Annotated in this window: 18 protein-coding genes; 2 read left to right on the top strand and 16 right to left on the bottom strand. The window is 41.8% G+C overall.

What is annotated here, in order from left to right; all coding sequences use genetic code 11:
• Positions 1 to 866: 866 nt before the first annotated feature.
• From uvrA to secA, 14 genes are all read right to left on the bottom strand, one after another.
• Positions 867 to 3737 (bottom strand): excinuclease ABC subunit UvrA, encoded by a 2871-nt coding sequence (gene uvrA / locus N0O92_RS00805; RefSeq protein ID WP_315612698.1) that lies wholly within the window; start codon positions 3735 to 3737, stop codon positions 867 to 869.
• A gap of 7 nt (positions 3738 to 3744) precedes the next feature.
• The gene (uvrB, locus tag N0O92_RS00810) at positions 3745 to 5724 is read right to left on the bottom strand and encodes an excinuclease ABC subunit UvrB (RefSeq protein ID WP_315612699.1); all 1980 of its coding nucleotides are present in this window, start codon (positions 5722 to 5724) and stop codon (positions 3745 to 3747) included.
• Between the two features lie 136 nt (positions 5725 to 5860).
• Entirely contained in the window at positions 5861 to 6088 is a 228-nt protein-coding gene (locus N0O92_RS00815) for a DUF2187 family protein (protein WP_315612700.1), read from the bottom strand.
• 296 nt (positions 6089 to 6384) lie between these two features.
• On the bottom strand, positions 6385 to 6609 hold the full coding sequence (locus N0O92_RS00820; protein ID WP_315612701.1) for a DUF2198 family protein: 225 nt from the start codon (positions 6607 to 6609) through the stop codon (positions 6385 to 6387).
• Positions 6610 to 6651: 42 nt separating this feature from the next.
• A complete protein-coding gene (locus N0O92_RS00825; RefSeq protein ID WP_315612702.1) occupies positions 6652 to 7839 on the bottom strand; it encodes a PDZ domain-containing protein in 1188 nt (395 codons plus the stop codon).
• A gap of 119 nt (positions 7840 to 7958) precedes the next feature.
• Positions 7959 to 9425 (bottom strand): S41 family peptidase, encoded by a 1467-nt coding sequence (locus tag N0O92_RS00830; protein ID WP_315612703.1) that lies wholly within the window; start codon positions 9423 to 9425, stop codon positions 7959 to 7961.
• Between the two features lie 303 nt (positions 9426 to 9728).
• Positions 9729 to 11789 (bottom strand): PAS domain S-box protein, encoded by a 2061-nt coding sequence (locus N0O92_RS00835; RefSeq protein WP_315612704.1) that lies wholly within the window; start codon positions 11787 to 11789, stop codon positions 9729 to 9731.
• A gap of 180 nt (positions 11790 to 11969) precedes the next feature.
• The gene (locus tag N0O92_RS00840; protein WP_315612705.1) at positions 11970 to 13307 is read right to left on the bottom strand and encodes a murein hydrolase activator EnvC family protein; all 1338 of its coding nucleotides are present in this window, start codon (positions 13305 to 13307) and stop codon (positions 11970 to 11972) included.
• 89 nt (positions 13308 to 13396) lie between these two features.
• Entirely contained in the window at positions 13397 to 14290 is an 894-nt protein-coding gene (gene ftsX, locus N0O92_RS00845; RefSeq protein ID WP_315612706.1) for a permease-like cell division protein FtsX, read from the bottom strand.
• Complete coding sequence (gene ftsE / locus N0O92_RS00850) at positions 14280 to 14966, bottom strand: cell division ATP-binding protein FtsE (protein WP_315612707.1); 687 nt, start codon at positions 14964 to 14966, stop codon at positions 14280 to 14282. Before ftsE ends, ftsX begins: the two co-directional genes overlap by 11 nt.
• A gap of 544 nt (positions 14967 to 15510) precedes the next feature.
• Entirely contained in the window at positions 15511 to 15882 is a 372-nt protein-coding gene (locus N0O92_RS00855) for a c-type cytochrome (protein WP_315612708.1), read from the bottom strand.
• Positions 15883 to 15952: 70 nt separating this feature from the next.
• Positions 15953 to 16825 (bottom strand): YitT family protein, encoded by an 873-nt coding sequence (locus N0O92_RS00860; protein WP_315612898.1) that lies wholly within the window; start codon positions 16823 to 16825, stop codon positions 15953 to 15955.
• 442 nt (positions 16826 to 17267) lie between these two features.
• Positions 17268 to 18372 (bottom strand): peptide chain release factor 2 gene (gene prfB / locus N0O92_RS00865; RefSeq protein WP_315612709.1). Its coding sequence is split into 2 segments (ribosomal slippage): positions 17268 to 18299 and positions 18301 to 18372, totalling 1104 coding nucleotides; the frame shifts between segments, so codons are not numbered across the junction.
• A gap of 60 nt (positions 18373 to 18432) precedes the next feature.
• Entirely contained in the window at positions 18433 to 20943 is a 2511-nt protein-coding gene (gene secA / locus N0O92_RS00870) for a preprotein translocase subunit SecA (protein WP_315612710.1), read from the bottom strand.
• A gap of 215 nt (positions 20944 to 21158) precedes the next feature.
• Here secA and N0O92_RS00875 point away from each other — a divergent pair, with 215 nt between their 5' ends.
• On the top strand, positions 21159 to 21812 hold the full coding sequence (locus N0O92_RS00875) for a glycoside hydrolase domain-containing protein (protein WP_315612711.1): 654 nt from the start codon (positions 21159 to 21161) through the stop codon (positions 21810 to 21812).
• A gap of 48 nt (positions 21813 to 21860) precedes the next feature.
• Here N0O92_RS00875 and hpf read toward each other — a convergent pair whose 3' ends face one another.
• Positions 21861 to 22412: a ribosome hibernation-promoting factor, HPF/YfiA family gene (gene hpf / locus N0O92_RS00880; protein WP_315612712.1), complete on the bottom strand. Its 552-nt coding sequence runs from the start codon at positions 22410 to 22412 to the stop codon at positions 21861 to 21863.
• Positions 22413 to 23237: 825 nt separating this feature from the next.
• The gene (gene cspD, locus N0O92_RS00885; RefSeq protein ID WP_034634086.1) at positions 23238 to 23435 is read right to left on the bottom strand and encodes a cold-shock protein CspD; all 198 of its coding nucleotides are present in this window, start codon (positions 23433 to 23435) and stop codon (positions 23238 to 23240) included.
• Between the two features lie 542 nt (positions 23436 to 23977).
• Here cspD and N0O92_RS00890 point away from each other — a divergent pair.
• Positions 23978 to 24913, top strand: a complete 936-nt coding sequence (locus N0O92_RS00890; RefSeq protein ID WP_315612713.1) for a DUF6612 family protein — start codon at positions 23978 to 23980, stop codon at positions 24911 to 24913.
• The last annotated feature ends 221 nt before the right edge of the window (positions 24914 to 25134 follow it).

Raw genomic sequence — 25134 nt, forward strand, 5'->3', positions numbered from 1 at the left:
CTGCTACTAAGTTCACTACACTATTGTATTACGAAATGAATCATAAAGATGTTTCAAATCAAAAGAAAAAAGTGGTGGACATCTTATTTTTTGATTGGAGGTAGAGGGGGAGGAGATATACCGAGTTCTAATGATATTTCTTGAGTAAAGCACAGAGCCCTCTTCAAATTTTGCTTTTCTCCTTTTCGGAGGTGTTACTTCTTCCTTCTAACGCTGTCATTTCAGCTTTTTCCCTTTTCGACGGCGTTACTTCCTCCTTCTAACGCTCTCATTTCTGCTTTTTCCTTTTTCGACAACGTTACTTTCCCCTTCTAAAGCTCTCATTTTTGCTAATCTCCTTTTCGACGGCGTTACTTCCTCCTTCTAACGCTCTCATTTTTTGCTTTTTCCCTTTTCGACGGCGTTACTTCCTCCTTCTAACGCTCTCATTTTTGCTAATCTCCTTTTCGACAACGTTACTTCTTTCTTCTAATGCTCTCATTTCTGCTTTTCTCCTTCTCGACGGCGTTACTTCCTCCTTCTAACGCTCTCATTTCTGCTTTTTCCCTTTTCGACGGCGTTACTTCCTCCTTCTAACGCTCTCATTTCTGCTTTTCTCCTTCCCGACAACGTTACTTCCTCCTTCTAACGCTCTCATTTCTGCTTTTTCCCTTTTCGACGGCGTTACTTCCTCCTTCTAACGTTCTCATTTTTGCTAATCTCCTTTTCGACGGCATTACTTTCCCCTTCTAACGCTCTCATTTTTTGCTTTTCTTCTTATCGACGGCGTTACTTTTCCTTCTACAATTTCTCATTCCTTTCCCCTCACCCCAAAAAATACAAAACAAAAAGACGTGGACATCAATCCACGCCTTTCACCAAACACTCTACCTCATCAACTCTTTCTCCCTCACCAGCTGATCCATCCGCTCTTTATCGCGGTCCAAAATCGGCTTCAAATACTTACCAGTGTAGGAGCCTTCGACTTGTGCGACTTCCTCTGGTGTTCCTTGCGCTACCAGTTGGCCACCTTTGTCGCCGCCTTCAGGTCCTAAGTCGATAATATGGTCAACCGTTTTAATCACATCTAGGTTGTGCTCGATCACTAACACCGTGTCTCCATTATCAACAAGGCGCTGCAATACTTTTAGCAAGCGGTCGATATCATCAACATGAAGACCGGTCGTTGGTTCATCGAGAATATAGATCGTGCGTCCGGTCGCTCGTTTATGAAGCTGAGACGCTAACTTCACGCGCTGCGCTTCGCCTCCGGATAACGTCGTTGCGGGCTGTCCGAGGCGGATATAGCCTAGTCCTACATCAACGAGGGTTTGAATTTTTCTATTAATCTTCGGGATGTTGGCAAAGAACTCTAATCCTTCTTCTACCGTCATTCCAAGCACATCGGCAATCGTTTTGCCTTTGTACGTAATATCAAGAGTTTCGCGGTTGTATCGTTTTCCTTCACAAATTTCACAAGGAACATACACGTCCGGTAAAAAGTGCATTTCAATTTTAATGATTCCGTCGCCGCGGCACGCCTCGCAGCGTCCCCCTTTTACGTTAAAACTAAAGCGCCCTTTTTTGTAGCCTCTTACTTTTGCTTCATTCGTTAAGGCAAACACATCACGAATGTCATCAAATAAACCTGTGTAAGTGGCTGGATTCGATCGCGGTGTTCGTCCGATAGGAGACTGATCAATTTCAATGACTTTATCAATTTGTTCAAGACCGACGATTTCTTTATGAGCACCTGGTTTTTCTTTTGCTCGGTGAAGCTTCTGAGCAAGTGACTTATAGACAATTTCATTAATGAGCGTACTTTTTCCTGATCCAGAAACCCCTGTTACGGCCATAAAGACACCGAGTGGAAACGTAACCGAGACATTTTTCAAGTTGTTTTCACTGGCCTTTTTTACCGTAAATGAGCGGCCATCCGATTCTCTTCTCTCACTTGGGATGGGTATAAACTTTTTCCCAGACAAATATTGGCCGGTCAACGAGTTTTCGTCATTCATAATTTCTTCTGGTGTTCCTTGTGCGGTAATTTGACCACCATGAACGCCGGCACCTGGACCGATATCGATAATATAATCGGCTGCCATCATCGTGTCTTCATCATGCTCCACGACGATGAGCGTATTACCTAAGTTGCGCATATGCTCCAATGTTTCAATAAGACGATCGTTGTCACGTTGATGCAACCCGATAGACGGCTCATCAAGTATGTAGAGCACTCCCATTAAGGAGGAACCGATTTGCGTAGCAAGGCGAATTCGCTGCGCTTCACCACCTGACAACGTTCCTGCTGAGCGGCTTAAAGATAAATAATCTAGTCCGACATTGATTAAAAATCCTAAACGATCATCTATTTCCTTAAAAATTAAGCGAGCAATTGCCATATCTTTATCTGATAACTCTAGTTGTTCAAAATGAGTTTTTGCATCTTTTACAGAAAGCGAGGCTACTTGTCCAAGGTGACTTCCTCCGACAAAAACAGCGAGTGCTTCTTTTTTCAGACGAAATCCTTTACACGTTGGGCAATGTTTATGAGTCATGTACGCTTCCATTTGCTCACGTATGTAATCTGAGCTTGTTTCTTTGTACCGACGGGCGACGTTGTTCACGACCCCTTCAAACAAGACGAGATTTTCACGAATTTGACCAAACTCATTTTCATAGCGGAAATAAACGCGCTCTTTTCCACTGCCGTATAAAATTTTGTCCAACATCGCTTCTGGCAACTGTTCCACTGGAATGCCCATATCAATTTGGTAATGTTCACAAACCGCTTCTAGTAGCTGCGGGTAATACTGCGAGCTCGTTGGTTCCCAAGCTGCAATGGCATGCTCCTTCAACGTCTTCGTTTGATCCGGAATAAGAAGATCAATATCGACTTCTAATTTCGAACCGAGTCCATCACATGAAGGACAAGCACCGTATGGACTATTAAACGAAAACATTCGCGGCTCAAGCTCCGGAATCGAAAAGCCGCACTCTGGACAAGCGTGGTGTTGACTAAAGAGAAGTTCCTCATCTCCAATCACATCAACGAGCACACGGCCATCAGCTAAAGCAAGTGCCGATTCTAAAGAGTCCGCTAAACGCGTTTCAATTCCTTCTTTAATGACAATCCGGTCAATCACGACCTCGATGCTATGTTTTTTATTTTTATCTAACTCAATCTCGTCAGCCACTTCACGCATTTCCCCGTCAACACGTACTCGCACATAGCCTTGCTTTTTCATATCTTCTAGTACTTTTACATGAGTACCTTTTCGGCCCGATACAAGTGGAGCAAGAATTTGCATTTTCGTTCGCTCAGGATACTCGACAATTCGATCAACCATTTGTTGAATCGTTTGGGATTCAATTTCGATTCCGTGTTTCGGACAAACTGGTTTTCCTATACGAGCATACAACAAGCGCAAGTAATCAAAAATTTCCGTCACCGTTCCAACAGTCGAACGCGGGTTGCGGCTTGTTGTTTTTTGGTCAATGGAGATAGCTGGTGATAATCCTTCAATGGCATCAACGTCCGGCTTATCCATCTGTCCAAGAAACTGACGGGCGTACGCAGACAATGACTCTACATAACGCCTTTGTCCTTCTGCATAAATCGTATCAAAAGCAAGCGACGACTTTCCTGAACCTGATAAGCCTGTTAAAACAACCAACTTATCTCGTGGAATGGTTACGTCGATGTTTTTTAAATTATGGGAGCGAGCTCCTTTTACTACTATATTTTCTAATGCCACCGTTTCCTCACCCTTCCGCTTTTAGTTCGAGAACGAGGTCACGAAGTTCAGCAGCACGTTCGAAGTTTAACTCGCGCGCAGCTTCCTTCATTTCCTTTTCCATTCGTTCGATCATCGCTTGACGTTCTTTTTTGTTTAGCTTTTGTGTTGGTGCTGCGTACGTTTTCGCATCTGTATCTTCAGCGACAAGCGTCGCTTGAATGACATCTGGAATTTTCTTTTGAATCGTTTTAGGTGTGATGCCATGCTTTTCGTTATGTTCTTTTTGAATCGAGCGACGGCGCTTCGTTTCTTCAATCGCCAAATTCATCGACTTTGTAATTTTATCTGCGTACATAATTACATGTCCATTGGCATTACGGGCTGCACGACCAATTGTTTGGATCAGAGAACGATCAGAACGAAGGAAGCCTTCTTTATCCGCATCTAGAATCGTTACAAGAGAGACTTCTGGAATGTCGAGACCTTCTCGTAATAAGTTAATCCCAATTAACACGTCAAACGTCCCCATTCGAAGCTGGCGAATGATTTCGATTCGCTCTAATGTTTTCACTTCGGAATGCAAATAGCGAACGCGGATGCCGATTTCTTTTAGATAATCGGTTAAGTCCTCTGACATTTTTTTCGTTAACGTTGTTACTAGCACCCGTTCGTTTCTTTCAACTCGAGCATGAATTTCTCCGATTAGATCGTCAATTTGACCTTCAATCGGACGAACATCGATCGTTGGATCTAGCAAGCCGGTTGGACGAATGATTTGCTCGACCATTTTTGGAGTGTGTTCAATCTCGTAAGGACCAGGTGTTGCTGAAACGTACACCGCTTGATGCATTTTTTTCTCAAACTCTTCAAATTGCAACGGGCGATTATCTAGAGCTGAAGGCAGACGGAACCCATGATTCACGAGCACTTCTTTTCGAGCTCGGTCTCCGTTATACATTCCTCTCACTTGCGGAAGTGTGACATGAGACTCATCCATAATGAGCAAGAAATCTTCTGGAAAGAAGTCGATCAATGTATAAGGAGTTGCCCCTGCCCCGCGTAACGTTAAATGACGGGAGTAGTTCTCGATTCCAGAACAAAAGCCCATCTCAGCCATCATCTCGATGTCATAACGTGTACGTTGCTCCAAGCGCTGCGCTTCTAGTAGCTTTCCTTGTTCATGTAGCTCTTTCAAGCGTTCTTCTAACTCAACTTCAATATTGGCAATCGCCTTTTTTAACTTTTCCTCACGCGTTACGAAGTGGGAAGCTGGGAAAATGGCGATATGGTTACGCTCGCCCTTAATTTCACCAGTGAGAGCATCCACCTCGGTCATTCGATCTATTTCATCACCAAAAAATTCAACTCGAATGCACTGCTCATCACGAGAAGCTGGGAAGATCTCGACCACATCGCCTCGTACACGAAACGTTCCGCGCGTAAAATTAATATCATTGCGATCATACTGAATATCAACGAGCTTACGAAGCAACTCATTGCGGTCCATTTCCATTCCGACTCGAAGGGAAACGACGAGTTCGCGGTATTCTTCCGGCGAACCTAAGCCGTAAATACAAGAAACACTCGCAATAATAATCACATCATTGCGCTCAAATAACGAACTCGTCGCTGAGTGACGGAGCTTATCAATTTCATCATTAATGCTCGCATCCTTCTCAATAAATGTATCCGAGCTCGGTACATACGCCTCTGGCTGATAGTAATCGTAGTAGCTGACAAAGTACTCAACGGCATTATTCGGAAAAAACTCCTTGAACTCACTATAAAGCTGTCCTGCTAATGTTTTATTATGAGCCATAATCAATGTAGGCTTGTTGATTTCTTTAATCACATTCGACATCGTAAACGTCTTTCCTGTTCCTGTTGCTCCGAGCAACGTTTGATGCCGCTCTCCTTTTTTCAGTCCTTCTACTAACTTTCGTATCGCTTCAGGCTGATCTCCTTCAGGTTGATACGCTGACACCAACTCAAACGTCTCATTCAAACCGATGACCTCCTCACGTACTGATTATAAGTGAGTGTATTATACCATAGAATACCAGATACAAAGCAAATAATACGAACGTTTGTTTTATAACCTAACAAAGAAAAGAGGCATCTCTGCAGATGCCTCTTTCCTCTTACTTTTCGTCTAAAATTTCATGTGTTCTTTGATAATTTTTATGGTTAACCGCTGTTCTAGCATAAGGAAAATCGGTTTCTCTTCCTTTTACAGGGAATTGTAAAAATTCAGCCGCCACACTATTGTTGTAAACCGCGATCACCTTCATCTCTAAACCATCATAAATAATTTTCTCGTTTAGTACCGCCGCATTTTCATTTACTTTTTCTTCTTTATCGAAAGCCATGAACGAATCCTCTTTTCCACATAATTTAAGTTCTTTATAGGATAACCATTTTAGTTTAAAGTGATTATTCCATATAGATCAAGTGTTTTTTAGAAATTTTGCCAATTGAGAAGGAAAATGCGTTGTTGTTTTATATTTCCCACAAATTTCACTCGGTATTTTTGTTATTTTTAAGTGCTCTCCTCATGTTCGTTCCATTGCGCTCCATTTCACTATGAGATTAAACGTGTCTTTACAGCAACAATCTTTTACAAAAGCTATAAAAAGACGGTGCTAAAAAGCAACCGCCTACTTTGTTACATCCCTTGTTTATGTTGCAATCTTTTTTTCGCTATCCATAAGCCTAGCAAAAATGAAATAATCGTCAGTATCCACACATACCAAGATTGTTGATGAATTTGTAAAACAAATAGTACTATCATCCAAGTTACAATGCAAGCTCCTAGTAAACTAAACGTCACTCTTGTAACGACAATCATTAAAATGAATGGGATCACGACGGCAAGGACTATGTCCATCATCCGACTGTTCAAGCTCCTTTTGCTCTAGTAATTTTTCCACACTTACACGATGGAATCTTGAAGATTCACATCATCTTTTACTAATAATACACCAAGTTGGTGGTGCTCCCCGTCATATAACGCTCCTTGAGCAAAACGCACTTCGCCTTCATGATTCAGAACATCAACTTTGCAAAAGGCTGAGTTTTTTTGTAGTGCCTCATAAAAGCTCGTTTCGTTGTGCACTTCTTGACCGTTGATTTTCACAATCGTTTCTCCGACAGCCAGATTCATTTTTTCAGCCGGACTTCCTGGCAGAACCCCTAAGATCACACACCCCTTTGACTGACTCGTAAAAAAGATAGGCATGTTATTATCTCGTTTTTTCGCAAAATGAAAGACAAGTTCTCGACTCACAATAGCTAGTCCACCTAAGATAACAGCGAGGACTGGCATATAGTAACTTCCAGCTGCAAACAAGGCAAACAATAAGCCTAGAACAATGACACGCATTCCTGTTCGTTTAATAGGTAACGCCGGAAGCGTTCCGCGAACACGTTGTTGAAAGCCGATTAAAAATGGAACAAGAACTGGTTGCAATCCATAATCAGCAATCGTGAAGACAGGCCAGAATGAAAATGCTGGAATGATCCCTTCAGGAATAAAGAGCACAATCGGCACCATCCATAGACGTTTGGCGTGGTGCATGCCAACCCATTTGCCTCTTTTGCTTCGCTCAAGCTTCGGAGACGTATACGTGGACCCATTTATCCGAATTAAGAATCCTTCCGCAATCGCCATAATCGCAAGCAAGGCTGCAGGAACGATTATTGGAATGCTTCCTAACACATTATAAAGAGGTGTGAGAAACGTACCGTTCGCTAAAAAGGGTTCCGCTCCATATAAAAGCAATACGATTCCTAGCACATAGATTGGTGAAATGAAACGAACGTGTGTCGTCAATGCCAAGATAATATAAATAATCGCCATAATGGCAATAAACGGCAAAGCAATCGTGACCCCTAACACAATCGTCACGATCGACACATACACCCCTAATAAGACCGCTGAGGCAAACGGTATTGTAATATCCGCCATCCGCCCATATACTCTCGTATGAAAGGACAGCCGTTCTTGCTTCACTCTCGTCCCAGAAAACAAATAAACGACAAAGAGTCCTATATACAATAACGGGTTAATCAAAAAATAAAAAAGCAAAACTCCAATACTGTGCAAAATATCTACTAGCATAGTTGTATCTCCTTCAACTATTCTTCCTTTTAACGTATCACATTTATGCAAAAAGGTACATCCTTCATTCGCGAAGGATGTACCTTTCTCATTCGACAATTCTATGACAAATTCCTGCCTTACTGATTTGCTTGCTCGATCAGTAATTGAATGGCTGTTTGAAGTTGTAGGTCATTCTCTTTTTCGCGCACACTCTCAACTGTACGCTGTTGGATCCTCGATGCTGTTTCTTCATCAATTTCTCCTGTAGCTGGTAAGTCGTTCGCATTTTGGAATGCACGAACCGCATTAGCCGTTTGCTCATTAAAGTACCCATCTGTGCGTCCTGGTTCATGACCAAGACCTTTTAACATGATTTGCGCATTTCTGATTTGCTCACTCATCATATCAAGTCGAAGCGCTCCTTCGTCGCCGACAGATAATGGCGCTGTGTAGAAGTAATCCGGTTGCTTGACCTCAACGGTAGGCATAACTCCTTCTCCGTTAATGTCATTTCCAGCTGATGTTAACCATCTAAAGAGTGATAGCTTTAATTCACTGCCATCGCCAAGCTGAATCGTTTGCTGAACCGTTCCTTTTCCAAATGTTTGCTCTCCAACAACATCATATCCGCCGCCTTCAATTAACGCAGCTGATAAAATTTCCGAAGCTGATGCTGACGCACGGTCCGTTAGCCCAATAATTGGATATGGCTTTCGCTCATCCAAGTTAGACACATAGCGGATTTTTTCTCCTTCTCGATTTTCAATCTGAACAATCGGTGTTCCTCCAGGAATTATAAGTTTTCCGATATCTTCTACTGCATTTAAATATCCACCAGGATTACCACGAACATCGATTAATAGTCCATCAATGCCTTGATCCTCTAAAGCTGCTAATTTTTCAGCAAAACGATCGGCTGTATCTTCTGAGAACGATGTTATCTCTAGAAGTCCAAGCGTCATTCCGTCTCGTTCAATGACATCAGAACGAACGGTTTCAATTGGAATCAGTCCACGTTCCACAGGAACTTCGAATCGCTCCGTTTGTCCTGCTCGCTCAATCGTTAAGTTTACTGTTGTTCCTTTTTCCCCACGAATTTGAAGAACGGCCTCGTATAAAGAAAGTCCGTCAATGGAATTTCCATCAATCTCAATAATTTTATCATTCGGCTGTAAGCCTGCTTTTTCTGCTGGAGATTCACGAAACGGCGCAACAATAGTGACCGTACCATCCGTCATGCTTACCTCTGCCCCAATTCCTTCAAAGTGTGACCCAAGGGATTCAACAAATTGTGTCGCTGTTTCTTGATCCATATAAACAGAATACGGATCATCTAACGTACGGAGCATTCCTTCAATGGCTCCTTCATATAACTCTTGCTCGCTTATTTCGTCGACGTACTGGTCATGAATAATGCCAAGCGCTCGTTCAAACTTTGCTAATAATTCCTCATTTGATACCTCTGATTGTGTTTCTGCTTGTCCTGCCTGTTCTTGTGCCGCAGAGTCTGTCTCTACACTTGGCTGAATCGTTTGGAAAAAGAGGCCAAATGCCGCTAAAACAACAACGGCTGCCACGATCATTAGAAACTGTCTTTTGTTCATACCATTATCAACTCCCAGTCGTCTACAACATCATTTATGACAACCCGTCATATCCTTATAGATAGGACAGGCAAAATCACGAAGGTTTTACCGAAAACGAAAAAAAGACGGTTCACTCTACCCTATGTAAGTCTTGGTCTTTTTATGTTTTCATATGCCTTCATTTTAGTCAATGATCGTCCATAAGTCAAAAAGCTTGTTAGTAGAAAAACCTAGTAAATAAAGGGTTTTTCATATTTTGTAAAAATAAGGTTTGTTATGAAAATCGATGAAATAAGTCGAACTCGACAAGACGACAACAACTTATGACTTGTCATTTTCATAAAATTTGTAATCATTTCGTTTCGTCTTCGCCTCATAAAGAGCAAGATCAGCATGTCGGATGAGCGTTTTTGTACTCTTGCCATCTTGCGGGTATAAAGATATGCCCATACTTGAGGTGATCGTAAGATGTTTCTCCTTCACAACGTACAGTTGATTAAGAGATTGTAAAATTCGTTCTGCAATTGCGATGGTTTCCTGTTTGTTGCCGACCTCTTTCAAAAGGACAATAAACTCATCTCCCCCAACCCGACAGGCTACATCACTTTCCCGTATACTTGTCACTACTCTTCTCGCAACTAACTTCAAAAGCTCATCGCCAACTTCATGACCATATTGATCGTTTGCTTCTTTGAATTTATCTAAATCAAGATACAAGACGGCAAACATTCGTTCAACATTTTCTTCCTCTACCAGACGATTGAGTATATCATGAAACATTCGTCTGTTCACGAGTTCTGTAAGAGGATCACGATAAGCTAAATACTCGAGCTGCTTTTCATACAGTTTTTGTTTCGTTGTATCTCGTAAAACGGATTGAATCGCAGGCTGGCCATTGAACTCTACCTTTACAGATGAAACCTCAGCAGATACAACACTTCCATCCAATCTCTTGAACTTCATATCGACATTTTCCGTTCGCTCTTCCTTATTGGTACTAGAAGTGAGATGAGATAACCTCTTTTTTATTTTCTCCGTTGATTCAGAGTGGATCAGCCGCCAAATTGATTCTCCACGTAACTCTTGCTGATCTTTTCCACCCAAAAAAGAGGTACATGCCGGATTGACGTACACAATTGTCTCATCACGATGAACGACAATCGGCTCTGGCAATAGTTCTACTAATTTCCGATAGCGTTCTTCGCTTCTTTGAAGGCTTTGTTGAATTTTCGTTTCTTCTGTAATATCCGTATAGGTAGCAATGGCATGGATTTTGCGATGATGAATAGGCAAATAAGACCCAATCACATCAATAGATGTCCCGTCTTTGCGCCGCTTTCGAACAACTTGATTCAGCACGTTCTTTCCATTCATAACTATGTTCGCATACTGACTTTCCGCGTTCTCAAAAATCGCTGACACATGTTGACCTTTTAGTTCCTCCAATGTCCAGCCAAACATCATTTCAAACGCGGGATTCGCGTGTAAAATCAAGCCCTTGTGATCAAGGGTAAAGATGGCATCAGATGTGTGATTCCAGATTAATTGCAGCTCTTCTCGAACATCCTCCATTTCACGTTCCACACGCTTCTGCTTCGTAATATCTTTGGCAATCCCATAAATGCCAACAATCTTCCCATCTACTTTAATAGGTACATTCTTAATTCTAAAATCAAGAATGTCTCCCCTTTTATGTAACGCTTGAGTCTCATAACTCCGAGAAGATCCTTTTAACGTTTCTTGAAAATAACTCATAACTTTCTTCCTATGCGAATGAGGTAAAAGCATGAGAAAGCTTCGCGACTTCAATTCTTCCTCTGTATACCCGATAATCGTTTCAACCACATCATTCGCTTCCACAAAGTACCCTTTCGAATCTAACACAAACACAGCATCTTCATTTTCATAAAAAAGAGAATTAAAGCGTTGCTCACTTTCTTCTACCTGTTTTTTTGCGCGTTGCAATACGGTTTCTCTGTTGATTCTCTCTGTCACATCTCGACTAACGGACAAGATATACCGACATTCTCCTTTTTCACTCACAATAGGAGTAAGGGACGTTTCAAAAATAAGAGCTTCATCATGAAGAAGGATCTCCTCTTCAAAGACGATAGGCTCTGTTTCCTGCACGACTTTTTCGTACATAGGCTTAATAAATGCAACTAAGGCCGGAGAGCGAGATTCCTCAAACGTTTTGCCAATGGCGTCTGTCCCAATTCCAAGTTTTTCTGTTGCTGCCTTATTGGCTGCTAGATAGCGAAAAGAATTCTGCTCGACTTCCATAAGAACCATCATTTCATTCATGGAATCAAACACATCTCTCATCACCTTGAAAATGCTTCCTACATCTTTTGTTAACAATTCTTTAAAAAACACAGTCATCTCACCCCTCCTACCTATCGAATATGTATGTTTAGCCTTGCTTTGAGATGGGTATCTATATGTAAAGTCATGCTAGTATGTTTTCTTAAAATAGAACTTCTTCCTATTATACTAAATAATGTCTTTAAAAAAACCTTCAAAAAAGGATGACTTAAAAGCCATCCTCTTGTGTTAAGCATATTATCTCGGAATGTACCGTAATGGATCAACGGCATTTGATTTTGCGCCATTCCAGCCGCCTTCGTGCACTTCAAAGTGAAGATGTGCTCCGAAAGATTGACCGGTATTCCCCATCATTCCTAAACGTTGTCCTTTCGACACACGTTGACCGTCAGATACTTCACGGTTTTCTAAGTGAGCATATAACGTCGTTACAAGACGTCCGTTCACTTGGTGAGCAATAATGACTGTATTTCCGTAACTCGGTGAATAGTATGAACGTACGACAGTTCCATCTTGAACCGCTACAACCGGAACATCACCAGTACGGCCATTTTTCCCGATATCAATTCCGTAATGCATACGACCACCAGAAAAAGCACGAGGTCCAAATGTAGACGTAATCGTTCCTGTTGTTGGACGCATAAATCCTGAACCCGTTACTGGTGGAGCACTATGAACTTGAGAAGAAGAGCTTCCACTAGAAGAACTTGATCCTGAAGAGGTCGAACTCGATCCACTTCTAGATGCTTCTGCTTGTGCAGCTGCTTGGGCTGCTGCTTCTTCTTGTTTTCTTCTTTCTGCCGCTTCAAATTCTGCTAATTCTTGCTTAAGTGCTTGTTCTTGAGCACGAAGAATTCCAGCTTCGTCCTCTAGCGAACCTAGATCGCTATGAAGCTCGCCTTCTTTTTGCTCAAGTCGTTCCATGACTCGATCTTTTTGTTGGCGTTGTTCTTCTAAATCCGCCATTAAAATCTCTAACTCTTCTAAATGACCTTCTAGTTTCTCAAGCTCAATTTCCACTTGTTCTTTCGCTTCTTCTAACGCATAGTGGTCAGCAATATGAGCATCAAGAATGTTACGATCTTGTTGAGCAATGACCGTTAAAGCACTAACACGATCTAAGAAATCACTGAAGCTTTGCGCACCAAGAATGACCTCTATGTAATTAACCGATCCACCTGATTGATACATCGAACGAGCTCGTTCTTTTAACAATTCATCACGCTCTGCAATGCGCTCCTCTAAAATCGCAATTTCTTCTTGCAATTCTTCAATTTTTTCTCGAACAATTTCAATTTCCGCACGTTTTTCACGAACTTTTTGATTGGTTTCTGCTACTTGATGATCGATTTCTTCAATTTCCGCTAGCAATTCTTGCATTTCTCTTTCAAGTTGATCTAACTCTTCTTGTGTCTTTTCCGTTTGTTTACGAATTTCAGCCTGCTCTTGTTCATTCGTAGAGAGTCTGTTTTGAATTTCTGAGTTTGCTGATGCCGTTTCTTGTAAAGGTCCCCATCCAAATGATCCAACCGTTAAAAGAACAGCTACAGCGATAAGCCCTACTTTCCGTTTCATCCAGTCGTTCCTCCTCTTACTCCTCTAAAATAGAACGGCTTGAATCTAGTAAAACAACAAATGCTTTACTAGATTCCAAACCCATTACATTACACTTTTAAAAACTTTCGTACAGACATCATGCTTCCCCACATTCCAATAAACGCCCCGATAGCAAGCAACAAACCTGCGATCTGCCAAACATATGGAAACGGAGGTAATAATGAGAAGAAAAGAAGTTCAATTCTCATTCCATAATTCGTTATTAAATACGAGTAGCCCACTCCAATAATCACAATAGGAATGATGGCACCAAGCACACCTAATAAAATTCCTTCAATGAAAAATGGCCAACGAATGAAACCATTGGTCGCCCCAACAAGTTTCATAATTTGAATCTCTCGTTTACGAGCTACAATTGTTAATTTGATCGTATTGGCAATCAAAAACATCGCTGTAAACAACATTCCTACAACGAGAATGAGACCAATCATCCGCACAAAGTCCGTGATCGAAAACAGACGTTCAATAAAGTCTTTCCCGTAGTTCACTCGTTCAACATTCGTAAGTGGTTCAATCGTTGCTGCCACTTGCTCTGTGAGTTGCGGGCTTATTGCACGAACAACGAATGAATCATTCAGTGGATTTTCTTCACGAATCGACTCAAACACCGCTCCACTTTCATCTAAACTATCAATTAACTGATCCAATCCTTCTTCTTTGCCTACATACGTAACGCTTTCTATATTCGGTAACTGTTCAATTTCAGCTTGTAACTCTTGTTGCTGCTCTTCTGAAGCCGTCAGTTCAATATACACTTTGATTTCCACGTCATCTTCAATCGTTGAAGCAACGTTATTTACGTTCATAATTAACAAAAGAAACACTCCGACAACAAGTAGCATAACAGCTACCGCACTAATCGAAGCAAATGTCATCCATCCGTTACGTCCTAAATTCTTCGTACCTTCTCGAACATGTCGTCCAAGGGTTCTAAGCCTCATAGCCGTAGCTCCCCCTTACTTCATCTCGGACAACTCGTCCACCTTCAATAGCAACGACTCGCTTTTTAATGGTGTTCACGATGTCTTTGTTATGTGTTGCCATGATAACTGTTGTTCCGCGATGATTAATATCATCTAAGATGTCCATGATTTCCCAAGCTGTATCCGGGTCAAGGTTTCCAGTCGGTTCATCCGCAATTAACACTTCAGGACTATTCACAACTGCACGCGCAATCGCCACACGCTGCTGCTCTCCGCCTGAAAGTTCATTTGGCAAAGACCTTGCCTTATTTTTTAAATTAACAATTTCCAACACGTCCATTACTTTTCGTTTAATGACCTTTGGATTTTCTTCTATTACTTCAAGAGCAAAAGCCACATTTTCAAAAACGGTGAGAGATGGAAGTAATTTAAAATCTTGAAACACGACCCCCATTTTCCGTCTCAATTGAGGAATGGCTCTTTCTTTTAATGTTGATAAATTGGTTTGATCTATAAGAATGTCGCCTTTTGTCGGTTTCTCTTCACGGTACATCAATTTTATGAAAGTTGATTTCCCCGCTCCACTTGGACCAACAACGTAAACAAATTCGCCTTTTTCAATTCGAATCGAAATCCCATTAATCGCTTTGACATTATTGGGATACGCCTTCCAAACACCTTTCATTTCAATCACTAATTAATCACATCCCCTGCGTTTTTCCTAATTTGCTAACACCAAGACACAGGATACTAGCTTGTCCGACGTTGACGCTTTGTTGAAATTTATAAGATTTACACGTCATTTGTCGTAATCTACATCATTATACCACCTAAGAAAAAAGAATGGTTGGTCTTTTATGTTACAATTTCATTTCACTTGTCGACAAATAGTGGTTGCTATCACTAAAAAAACCCAATCTATTAGGAGAATGGACTTATTATGTAAAATTTTGTGTTGTTGAGGGTAGGTTAGGATCAGGTGGAATGCCAACGCTAGTGAGGCGGACTCTGGATCCTTTATTTTATGAAAACGATGAATTTTCATGAGGAAATGGCCTAAAAAGCCCTTATTTCGCGGATAACACTTCCTATTTTTAAGGTTTTAAGCAAATAGAGAACCTGTAGTCCTCAACAGACCTTACATGTAGCGTTTTACCTATAATAGAGGATTCTATGTCCGATGACTGCCTCCAGAACATGGAAAGACCCGTTTCTCACCGGAGAACGGGTCCTTTTCATTATTGAGCAGCAATCCAATCTGCTAAGTTTTCCGCTTCATCAGCTGGAAGATTAATGGCTGGCATCGTACCTTGTCCATTTACAATCACATTATAAATTTGGTCTGGTGTATGACCTTCTCCTGCTAAACGAGGACCACCAGCACCTTCAAGGTTGCCACCATGACAGGCAAGACAGTTTGCTTCATACGTAGCACGCGCAGCTGTTGCATCAAAATCGCCAGCTACTTCTTCTGTCGCTTCGTCGGTTGCATCGTCCGTAGCCGGTTCTTCGACTGGAGTTGCCTCCTCGGCAGGTGCCGCTTCATCGCCACCGCCACCACATGCAGAAAGTGCTGCCACAATTCCTAAAGCTACAAGCATCTTTTTCATTGACTTAACCCCCTTTTATGTAAAGTTTTGGAGTTTCCTCCCTCAGGCATTATATACCTTTGTCCTAACATTAGGCTCGTTTAAAGCCTTCCCCAAGTACCTCGGTTGCATTCGTAACAACGACAAAAGCTTTTGGATCGACGGCTTTGACAATTTGTTTCAATTTTGTAACCTCGGTTTGGTTTACCACACACATGAGAACATCTCGTTCTTCATCTGTGTACCCACCATAACCACTTAATTTCGTAACCCCTCGATCCACGTCACGTAGAAGGCTTTGGCGAACTTCTTCTTGATGATTAGAAATAATGAGTGCAACTTTTGCATAGCCAACCCCCATTTGCACCATATCGACTGTTTTTCCGGTCACAAATAAACTAATCAAAGCATATAGCGCAAGTTCAATGCCAAACGTAAATGCCGACGTGATCACAATTAATCCATCAATGATAAAAACCGCTGCCCCGAGTGTTAAACCCGTATACTTCTGGATAATTTGAGCAGCTAAATCCGTTCCACCTGTGCTTGCACGAGCACGAAACACCAAACCAATTCCAATTCCAACCCCAATTCCACCAAACAAGGCACCTAATAAGGCATCCTCAAATCCTACTGACCAATCTCTCGTTAAAAAGACGACTAGAGGTAGAAACAAGGTCCCTACTAATGTTTTAATTCCGTACTTTAATCCGCCAAGAAGGAGGATTCCTAGTATAAATAACGGGATGTTTAATGCCCATTGCGTAAACGCCGGCTCGATTCCAATCATATGAGCAACGATCGTACTAATCCCGCTCACCCCACCTGAGGCAATTTTATTCGGAAGCAAAAAAAGGTTAAACGCAATTGCCACAAACGCCGCGCCGACAAGAATATATGTATAATCGGTTACTATTTGCATAAACGTACTAGGTGGCTCTTGCCCTCTCTTAGGACGCATCATCATCATCATTCTCCACTCCTTTAATCTTAGAATAACCAAATAATCCTTGCGTAGTATAGCACCAGCCGCCACATCTGTAAACGCGACTTCGCTAATGCTGTAGTGGGGTGAAGCGGGGTCTTGAATTGGGGTCAGACCCCGCTGTGGTGCGGTGAAGAACTACAGCGGGGTCTGACCCCTACCCAAAGGGGTATGGGCATGTCAGGCTCGAAACGCATAAATTTTTAATCAGCCGCATAGAATCACGTTTTTGCCGCATAATTTTCTGCTCAGCCGCAAATGATCGTGGATTTGCCGCATATCTTCTCAAATCTCGCGCATATCCGGTATTTAGGCACCTCCTCTCCATATTTCTGCGCAACTTCCACCTCATTTTGCACTCATCTACACGAAAAAGAAGCCCTCTCTCATCCGAGAGACGGCTTCTAACTTGATATTCACTCTATTTTCCTAATGATTGGCGTAAGTACGCATCAATAAATCCGTCCAAATCGCCGTCCATTACACCACCGGTATTTCCGATTTCAAATCCTGTACGGTGATCCTTTACCATGCTATATGGATGGAACACGTACGAGCGGATCTGACTTCCCCAGCCGATTTCCTTTTGTTCGCCACGGATTTCAGCTAACTCAGCTTGTTGCTCTTCAATTTTCAGCTGATAGAGCTTCGCGTTCATCATCTTCATCGCGCGTTCACGGTTTTTAATTTGAGAACGTTCCGTTTGACATGTTACGACCGTGTTTGTTGGTAAGTGAGTAATACGAACAGCTGAATCTGTCGTATTAATATGCTGACCACCGGCTCCACTTGCACGATACGTATCAATTTTCAGATCTTCTGGAGAAATATCAATTACGACACTGTCATCAAGCTCTGGCATAATCTCACATGATACAAACGAGGTGTGACGACGACCTGATGAATCAAATGGTGAAATACGAACCAAACGGTGAACTCCTTTTTCAGCCTTTAAATAGCCATAAGCGTTGTGACCTTTAATTAAAAGGGTCACGCTTTTCACACCAGCTTCATCTCCAGGCAAATAATCCATCGTTTCGACTTTGAAATCTTTACGCTCCGCCCAGCGCGTGTACATACGTAGCAGCATTGATGCCCAGTCTTGTGACTCGGTTCCACCGGCTCCTGGGTGAAGTTCTAAAATAGCATTGTTTTTATCATACGGCTCGCTTAATAAAAGCTGCAACTCAAACTCATTCATGGCTTGAGACAATGATTTAACGCCATCTTCTAATTCTTTTTGCAAATCAGCATCTGGTTCTTCTTTCACTAAATCATATGACACTTCTAAGTCCTCAAATTGCTCAGCCAACTCAAGAAAAGTATTCACTTGTTCTTTCAGGGCATTGGCTTCATTAATAACAACTTGAGCGGAATCTTGGTCGTTCCAAAATTCTGGATCCGTCATCTTTTCGTCTAGTTCGGCAATTCGTTCTTGCTTCTCATCGAGGTCAAAGAGACCCCCTAAATTCAGTTAATCGCTTGGCTACTTGAGCCAATTCTTGCTTCACTTCTACTAATTCCATCTGTTCACCTCATAGCGAAGTGCAAAGTCACTAGACTCTGCACTTTCACTCTTTCTTGGATTATCTGCCGCAGCAGGCTTTGTATTTTTTTCCACTTCCACACGTACAAGGATCGTTTCGTCCGATCGTCTCACCTTTGCGGATTGGCTTTTTCTTTTTCGGTTCTTCGCTTGTGTTTTGTTGCATCGCTTTTCCTTGCGCAACTTCTTGACGTTGTAAGTTTTGCTGTACTTGTGCTTTCATGATGTACATCGCCACTTCTTCTTCGATAGAATCAACCATCGCTTCAAACATCTCGAAACCTTCAAAGCGGTACTCACGAAGCGGATCGTTTTGACCATACGCACGTAGGTGAATCCCTTGGCGCAGCTGATCCATTTGATCGATATGGTTCATCCACTTACGGTCAACCGTACGAAGCATGATTACCTTTTCGAACTCGCGCATATGTTCAGGCGTAAACTGCTCTTCTTTTTCATTGTAATTCGCTGTTACCTTCTCCACGAGCAACTCAATCATTTCTTCAGGCTCTTTGCCTTTTAAGTCTTTTTCCGTAATGTCATCTTCATTTAGAAGGTTTGCCTTCATATAATTAACGATTGCAGCAAGATCCCAATCTTCCGGAACTTCGCTTTCTGGTGTATGCAAGCCCACCGTACGCTCAATGACGGACTTAATCATTTTTTCTACAATTTGACGAAGGTTCTCTGATTCAAGCACTTCCATCCGCTGCTTGTAAATGATCTCACGTTGCTCCCGCATAACATCATCATATTGAAGAATTTGTTTACGAGCATCAAAGTTATTTCCTTCCACTCGCTTCTGAGCTGTTTCAACAGCACGAGAAACTAACTTACTCTCAATCGGCTCATTTTCGTCCATTCCAAGACGTTCCATCATGTTTCTCATGTTATCAGAACCAAAACGGCGCATTAGTTCATCTTCCATTGATAAATAAAACTGTGTCGAACCCGGGTCCCCTTGACGTCCAGAACGACCACGAAGCTGATTATCAATACGGCGAGATTCATGGCGCTCCGTACCAAGAACGTGTAAGCCACCAAGATCCAAAACACCTGGCCCAAGCTTAATGTCGGTACCACGACCGGCCATGTTCGTTGCGATCGTTACCGCCCCTTTATGACCTGCATTCTCGATAATTTCAGCCTCTTTTTCATGGTTTTTCGCATTTAAAACGTGATGAGGCACTTTTCGTTTGTTCAACATTTTTGAAACAAGTTCAGACGTTTCAACGCTGACCGTACCAACAAGGACTGGCTGCCCTTTTTTATGCAACTCTTCAATTTCATTTACAACGGCATTAAACTTCGCTTGCATCGTTTTAAAAATTAAATCCGCTTTATCATCACGAGCAATTGGTTTATTCGTCGGAATCACCATAACGTCCATGCCGTAAATGTTACGGAACTCTTCTTCTTCCGTTTTGGCTGTACCCGTCATCCCTGCTAGCTTTTGATACTTACGGAAGTAGTTTTGGAACGTAATCGAAGCGAGAGTCATGCTTTCTTTTTGAATAAACAATCCTTCCTTCGCTTCAATCGCTTGATGCAAGCCATCGCTATAACGACGGCCTTTCATTAAACGACCTGTAAACTGGTCAACGATGACTACTTCTCCGTCCTCAACCACATAATCTGTATCACGATGCATCACAACATGGGCTTTTAAGGATTGATTTAAGTGGTGATTAAGCTGAACGTGTTTCGAATCATACAAGTTATCGATGCCAAACGCTCGCTCCGCTTTGTTCACCCCATCTTCCGTTAGTTGAACATTTTTCGTTTTTTCATCAAATGTATAGTCTTCTTCGTTTTTCAAAATTCGAATAAACGAATTCGCTTGCTGGTACAACTGCGTTGAACGCTCCACCGAACCAGAGATAATGAGTGGCGTACGTGCTTCATCGACTAAAATCGAATCAACCTCATCGACAAGAGCAAAATGAAGAGGACGCTGTACCATTTGCTCTTTATATAGGACCATGTTGTCACGCAAATAATCAAAACCAAGTTCGTTGTTTGTACTGTAGGTTACATCAGCCAAATACGCTTCACGCTTTTCCTCTTTGGAAAGCTCGTTCGCATTCAATCCGACCGTTAATCCTAAGAACTGAAACAATTCTCCCATGATTTCGCAGTCACGACGTGCTAAGTATTCATTGACGGTTACAATATGAACACCTTTTTCCGTTAATGCGTTTAAGTAAACCGCAATCGTACCAACGAGTGTTTTCCCTTCCCCTGTTTTCATCTCGGCGATGTTTCCTTGGTGAAGAGCAATCGCACCTAGGAGCTGAACAGGATATGGAGTCATATTTAGAACGCGAGTTGACGCTTCACGCACAACCGCAAACGCTTCTACTAAAAGATTGTCAAGCGATTCACCCTTTTGGTAACGCTCTTTAAATTCCGTTGTTTTCTGGCGCAGCCCATCATCAGAAAGTTTTTTCATATCTGATGCTAATGCTTCAATTTGATCAACGAGTTTCTCATTTTTCTTCAATTGTCGTTGACTCGGGTCACCGATCACTTTCTTTAATAAACCTAACATCCAATTCGCCCTCTCTTTTTTCAGCTCGTCCAAATGGAACGTTACGAGCATGACGCATTTTCACTAAGCTTAATTTTATCAGGTAAAAGTTGGTCTTACAAGGGACAGCCTTACGACAGACTGTCAAAAACAATGTAGAAAAAGTTCATTTTTTGAAAAGTCACAAGTCGCTCTCTCCGCACTTGCCGCATACAGTACTCATGAGGAGGGATTTTATGCGAATTTTAAATTGGGGAGTAGACTCGGCTGCTGCTGTCACAGAAGACTTATACCAATGTGTCATAGACAATTTCGGTAAGCCTGATTTTTGGGGACGTTACTTATCCACGATACCTAATATCAGCGATGGACTGACTCCCGAAGAATATCGCTTTATCCAAAATAGCGGAATGAAGCTCATGCCGATTTATAATAACTTCCGACAAGCCGTTGGTGCTCGCGCTGGTGCCGTTGCTGCGAGAAATGCAATTTTTAAAGCGCGACAACTTGGAATTCCAGAAGGGACGTTTATATTTGCAAATGTCGAACGATTTTTTGAAGTGGATGCCGATTGGTTAGTCGCTTGGGTCGAGGCGATGTATAACAGCCCGTATCGCCCAGGCATCTATGCCGACCCAGACGAAGGACCGTTCAACGCCGCCTATTGCCAAGCGATCACGATGAGCCCACTCGTACGAGAACAATCCGTCATTTGGAGCGCCGAGCCTGAGCCAGGCACCACAACGAAACGGAAGGCCCCACGTCAATTCACCCCAAGTCGTCCTGACTGCGAAGCGAATGTATGGGCATGGCAGTACGGACGCGATGCAGAGGAATGCCCCATTGACACCGTTTTAATGGAAAACCGCTTATATCAAACACTTGCCTAAAAAAGAAGGGAGCACAGCACCGCTGCACTCCCCCTTTTTATGTTCGATTTACGCTTCTGGCTCAATCAAGCCATACTTCCCATCACGACGCTTGTAGACGACATTGGTCGATCCGTTTACCGCATCGGAAAAGACGAAGAAATTGTGGCCGAGCATGTCCATTTGCAGAATGGCTTCTTCGGCATCCATTGGCTTCAGATTAAAACGCTTCTTTCTCACTACTTCTAACTCATCCAAAACAGGCGCTTCCTGTTCAAGTGGCTCTAGATCATTTTTAAACATATATTTCAAGCTTCCCTCTTGGCGAAACTTGCGATTTACTTTTGTTTTATGCTTACGAATTTGACGCTCTAATTTCTCAACGACACTATCGATTGCGGCATACATATCCTGATGCACTTCTTCCCCACGAAGCAAAAGTTGCGGCATCGGAATCGTGATCTCAATGATATGCTGGTTGTTTAATACCTGCATGCGCACATTGACATCGGCAATGGGAGTCGTATCAAAATAACGCTCCAGTTTATTGACTTTCTTTTGTACATAGTCACGTAAAGCTGGGGTTATTTCCAGGTTTTCACCACGGATATTATAATTCATAAAAACTCCTCCTTTTCTATGTACTTATTTCTATTTACCCCACCCAAAGTCCTTCCTAAACATCGTATTTTCATAAATTTGTGACGTATTTGTTACGAGGGTGTTTGATATTATGCGCGGAGTTGAAGGAATATTCCGTTTTTTTTAGTTGAGGTGTGAGAATGGCGTTGTTTTTTCTCTCTTTTGTTGATCTGAATTCTTGATGGTCAGAGTAACGCTGCCATTGCTTACCTTTTGTCACTCCGGGTACTTCAGATGGTCTTAGTAACGTTCTCATTTCTCCCTTTTGCCACTTCGACTACCTCACTTAGCCTAAGTAACGTTCTCATTTCTCCCTTTTGCCACTTCGACTACCTCACTTAGCCTAAGTAACGTTCTCATTTCTCGCCTATTGCCACTTCGACTACCTTACTTAGCCTAAGTAACGTTTTCATTTCTCGCCTATTGCCACTTCGACTACCTTACTTAGCCTAAGTAACGTTTTCATTTCTTGCTTTTGCCGCTTCGACTATCTTACTTAACCGAAGCGACGTCGTAATTTCCTTTTTTCCTAATTCTACTACGCCATAGCCGAAGTGGCGCCGCTATGCTTTGCTTAAATACAATATATTGCTTCAGTTTTAAAAACCGCCCTCCTCCCACCTTATCCGTGCTGCCGATGTTGGCGATGGCTCCAACATCGGCAGCAGCTCCGCTCTTCGCTTAGTATTTAAAGAAAAAGGGCAACCTTCCCTCTTTCTTTAAACACTAAAAGCCCGCCTCAGCATAAAACTGAGACAGGCTGTATGGTTTTAGCTATTATTCATTTTCCTACAGGAATGTGAATTAAAGCTTAACTACGTTCGCAGCTTGTGGACCACGAGCACCTTCAACGATTTCAAATTCTACGTCTTGACCTTCATCTAAAGACTTGAATCCGTCTGAATTGATAGCTGAGAAATGTACGAATACATCGTCACCATCTTCGCGCTCAATAAATCCAAAACCTTTTTCTGCGTTAAACCATTTTACTTTACCTTGCATGCTTTCACATTCCCTTCGTAACTAAAATACTGTGGATTATTTTTTCCACATCTTTACTATAACAGCGCTCTCACGCCTTTGTCAAACGCATTAAACGTCAGACAACTCGCCAAATATCAACATTTCCAGGCTATCAATGTCGAAAATTGTAAGCGTTTTCCTACCGTCTACATTTCCCTTCATTTGACCCACTATGTTAATCATCAAAATAAATCGAATAGATGATTCGAATTTATTCCGATTACTATGTATGATTTCCTAACATCATTTATTGTATTCATTTCGTTTCAGAAGTAAAATAAAGACAGTATTTTACATAATCCAACAAAGAACAACAATAGCTCTTTTCCATAACACCCCTCCGCTATAAAGCGGCCCCTAGAATCCACATACTCTTCCAACACGTGCCCTATATAGCTTACGATGTACACTGACTCATAGAGATGGTGTACATTTTCTTTTTCTATACTTTAGTCACTATAAATTAAAGGAAATCTCTGTTAGAATAAAGTGTTCTTACTTAACGGGGAGGGAGGAACTACATGGTACATAGAAAGAAATGGTTCCTGCTTTTAAGTACACTTTTTATTCTTGCCGCTTGCAGTGAGACACAACCGGTTGTTCAACAAGAGAAGACAGAAGAACCGCAAGAAGAAGAAGAGGAAAAAGAAACTGAGCCTACACTTACCGTTGAAGACATTTTAGCAAAGTCCATTGGAGAGATGCAAAAAGTCGAAAGCCTCTCGTCCAACAAAGAGTTTGTTCAGAAAATCCATCTACCAGACGAAGAACCATACTCCACTACGACCAGTTTGTATTCAGAAGTGATCCAAGCGCCTTTATCACTTTATAAAAAAAGGGTGTCAGAAGTCCCAGTTATGGGTGATTTGATTACAGATATTTACCTCGTAGAAGACGGTGTTTATTTTAAAGATGGACTAGAAGATGTGTGGTTCACTTATCCAGAAGAAGTGACACAAGAAATTATCGGGAACGAACAAACTCATATGACTCCGCACGAAGAACATCTAGAATTGCTAGCACGATACACAGACCAACTTACATATGAAGAACAGGAAGATCATTTTGTCCTTTCCTTTGTTGGTTCGTCTGATGTACTACATGCCTTTGCACTCGAACTTAATAACATGATGCTCGATGAACTTGCTTCAGAAGTGGAAGAATTCATGAGCATGGCTGAAATTAACCAACTAGACTATACGTTGTACATTGATAAGGAAACATTCAGACAAACAGAATGGTCCATGACTCTTGTACTCGAGCTTCCATTAGAAGAAGATTCGATAAAGAGAAAAATCAATGCAACCGAAAAACTTGATCAGTTCAATGAAATTAACGAAATCGTGGTTCCGTTGGATGTAGTTGAAAACGCAGAAGAATTTAACCTATACTTGTCTGAATTTGAGGACTTGCTTGAATTTAACTTGAAGTATACTGAAGATGAAATGAATTTTTAGATAGGTAGTACCTAAAAGGGTACTGCCTTTTTATTGGCCTTGAATACGAACTTATGTTCTTATTGTATATTCACAACTTAAAAAAGTAAACCTTTTTTCAATTTTTATTTTTATGGTAGGTGGGCTCCACGTGTTCGTTCCATTGCGCTACAGTCACTCGCTCCATTCCACTATGAGAATGATCCTTTACTTCACAACAATAATTTTGACAAAAACAACTT

Origin of the sequence: Alkalihalobacillus sp. MEB130 (assembly GCF_032335535.1) — a bacterium.
GTDB lineage: Bacteria > Bacillota > Bacilli > Bacillales > Bacillaceae_D > Halalkalibacter.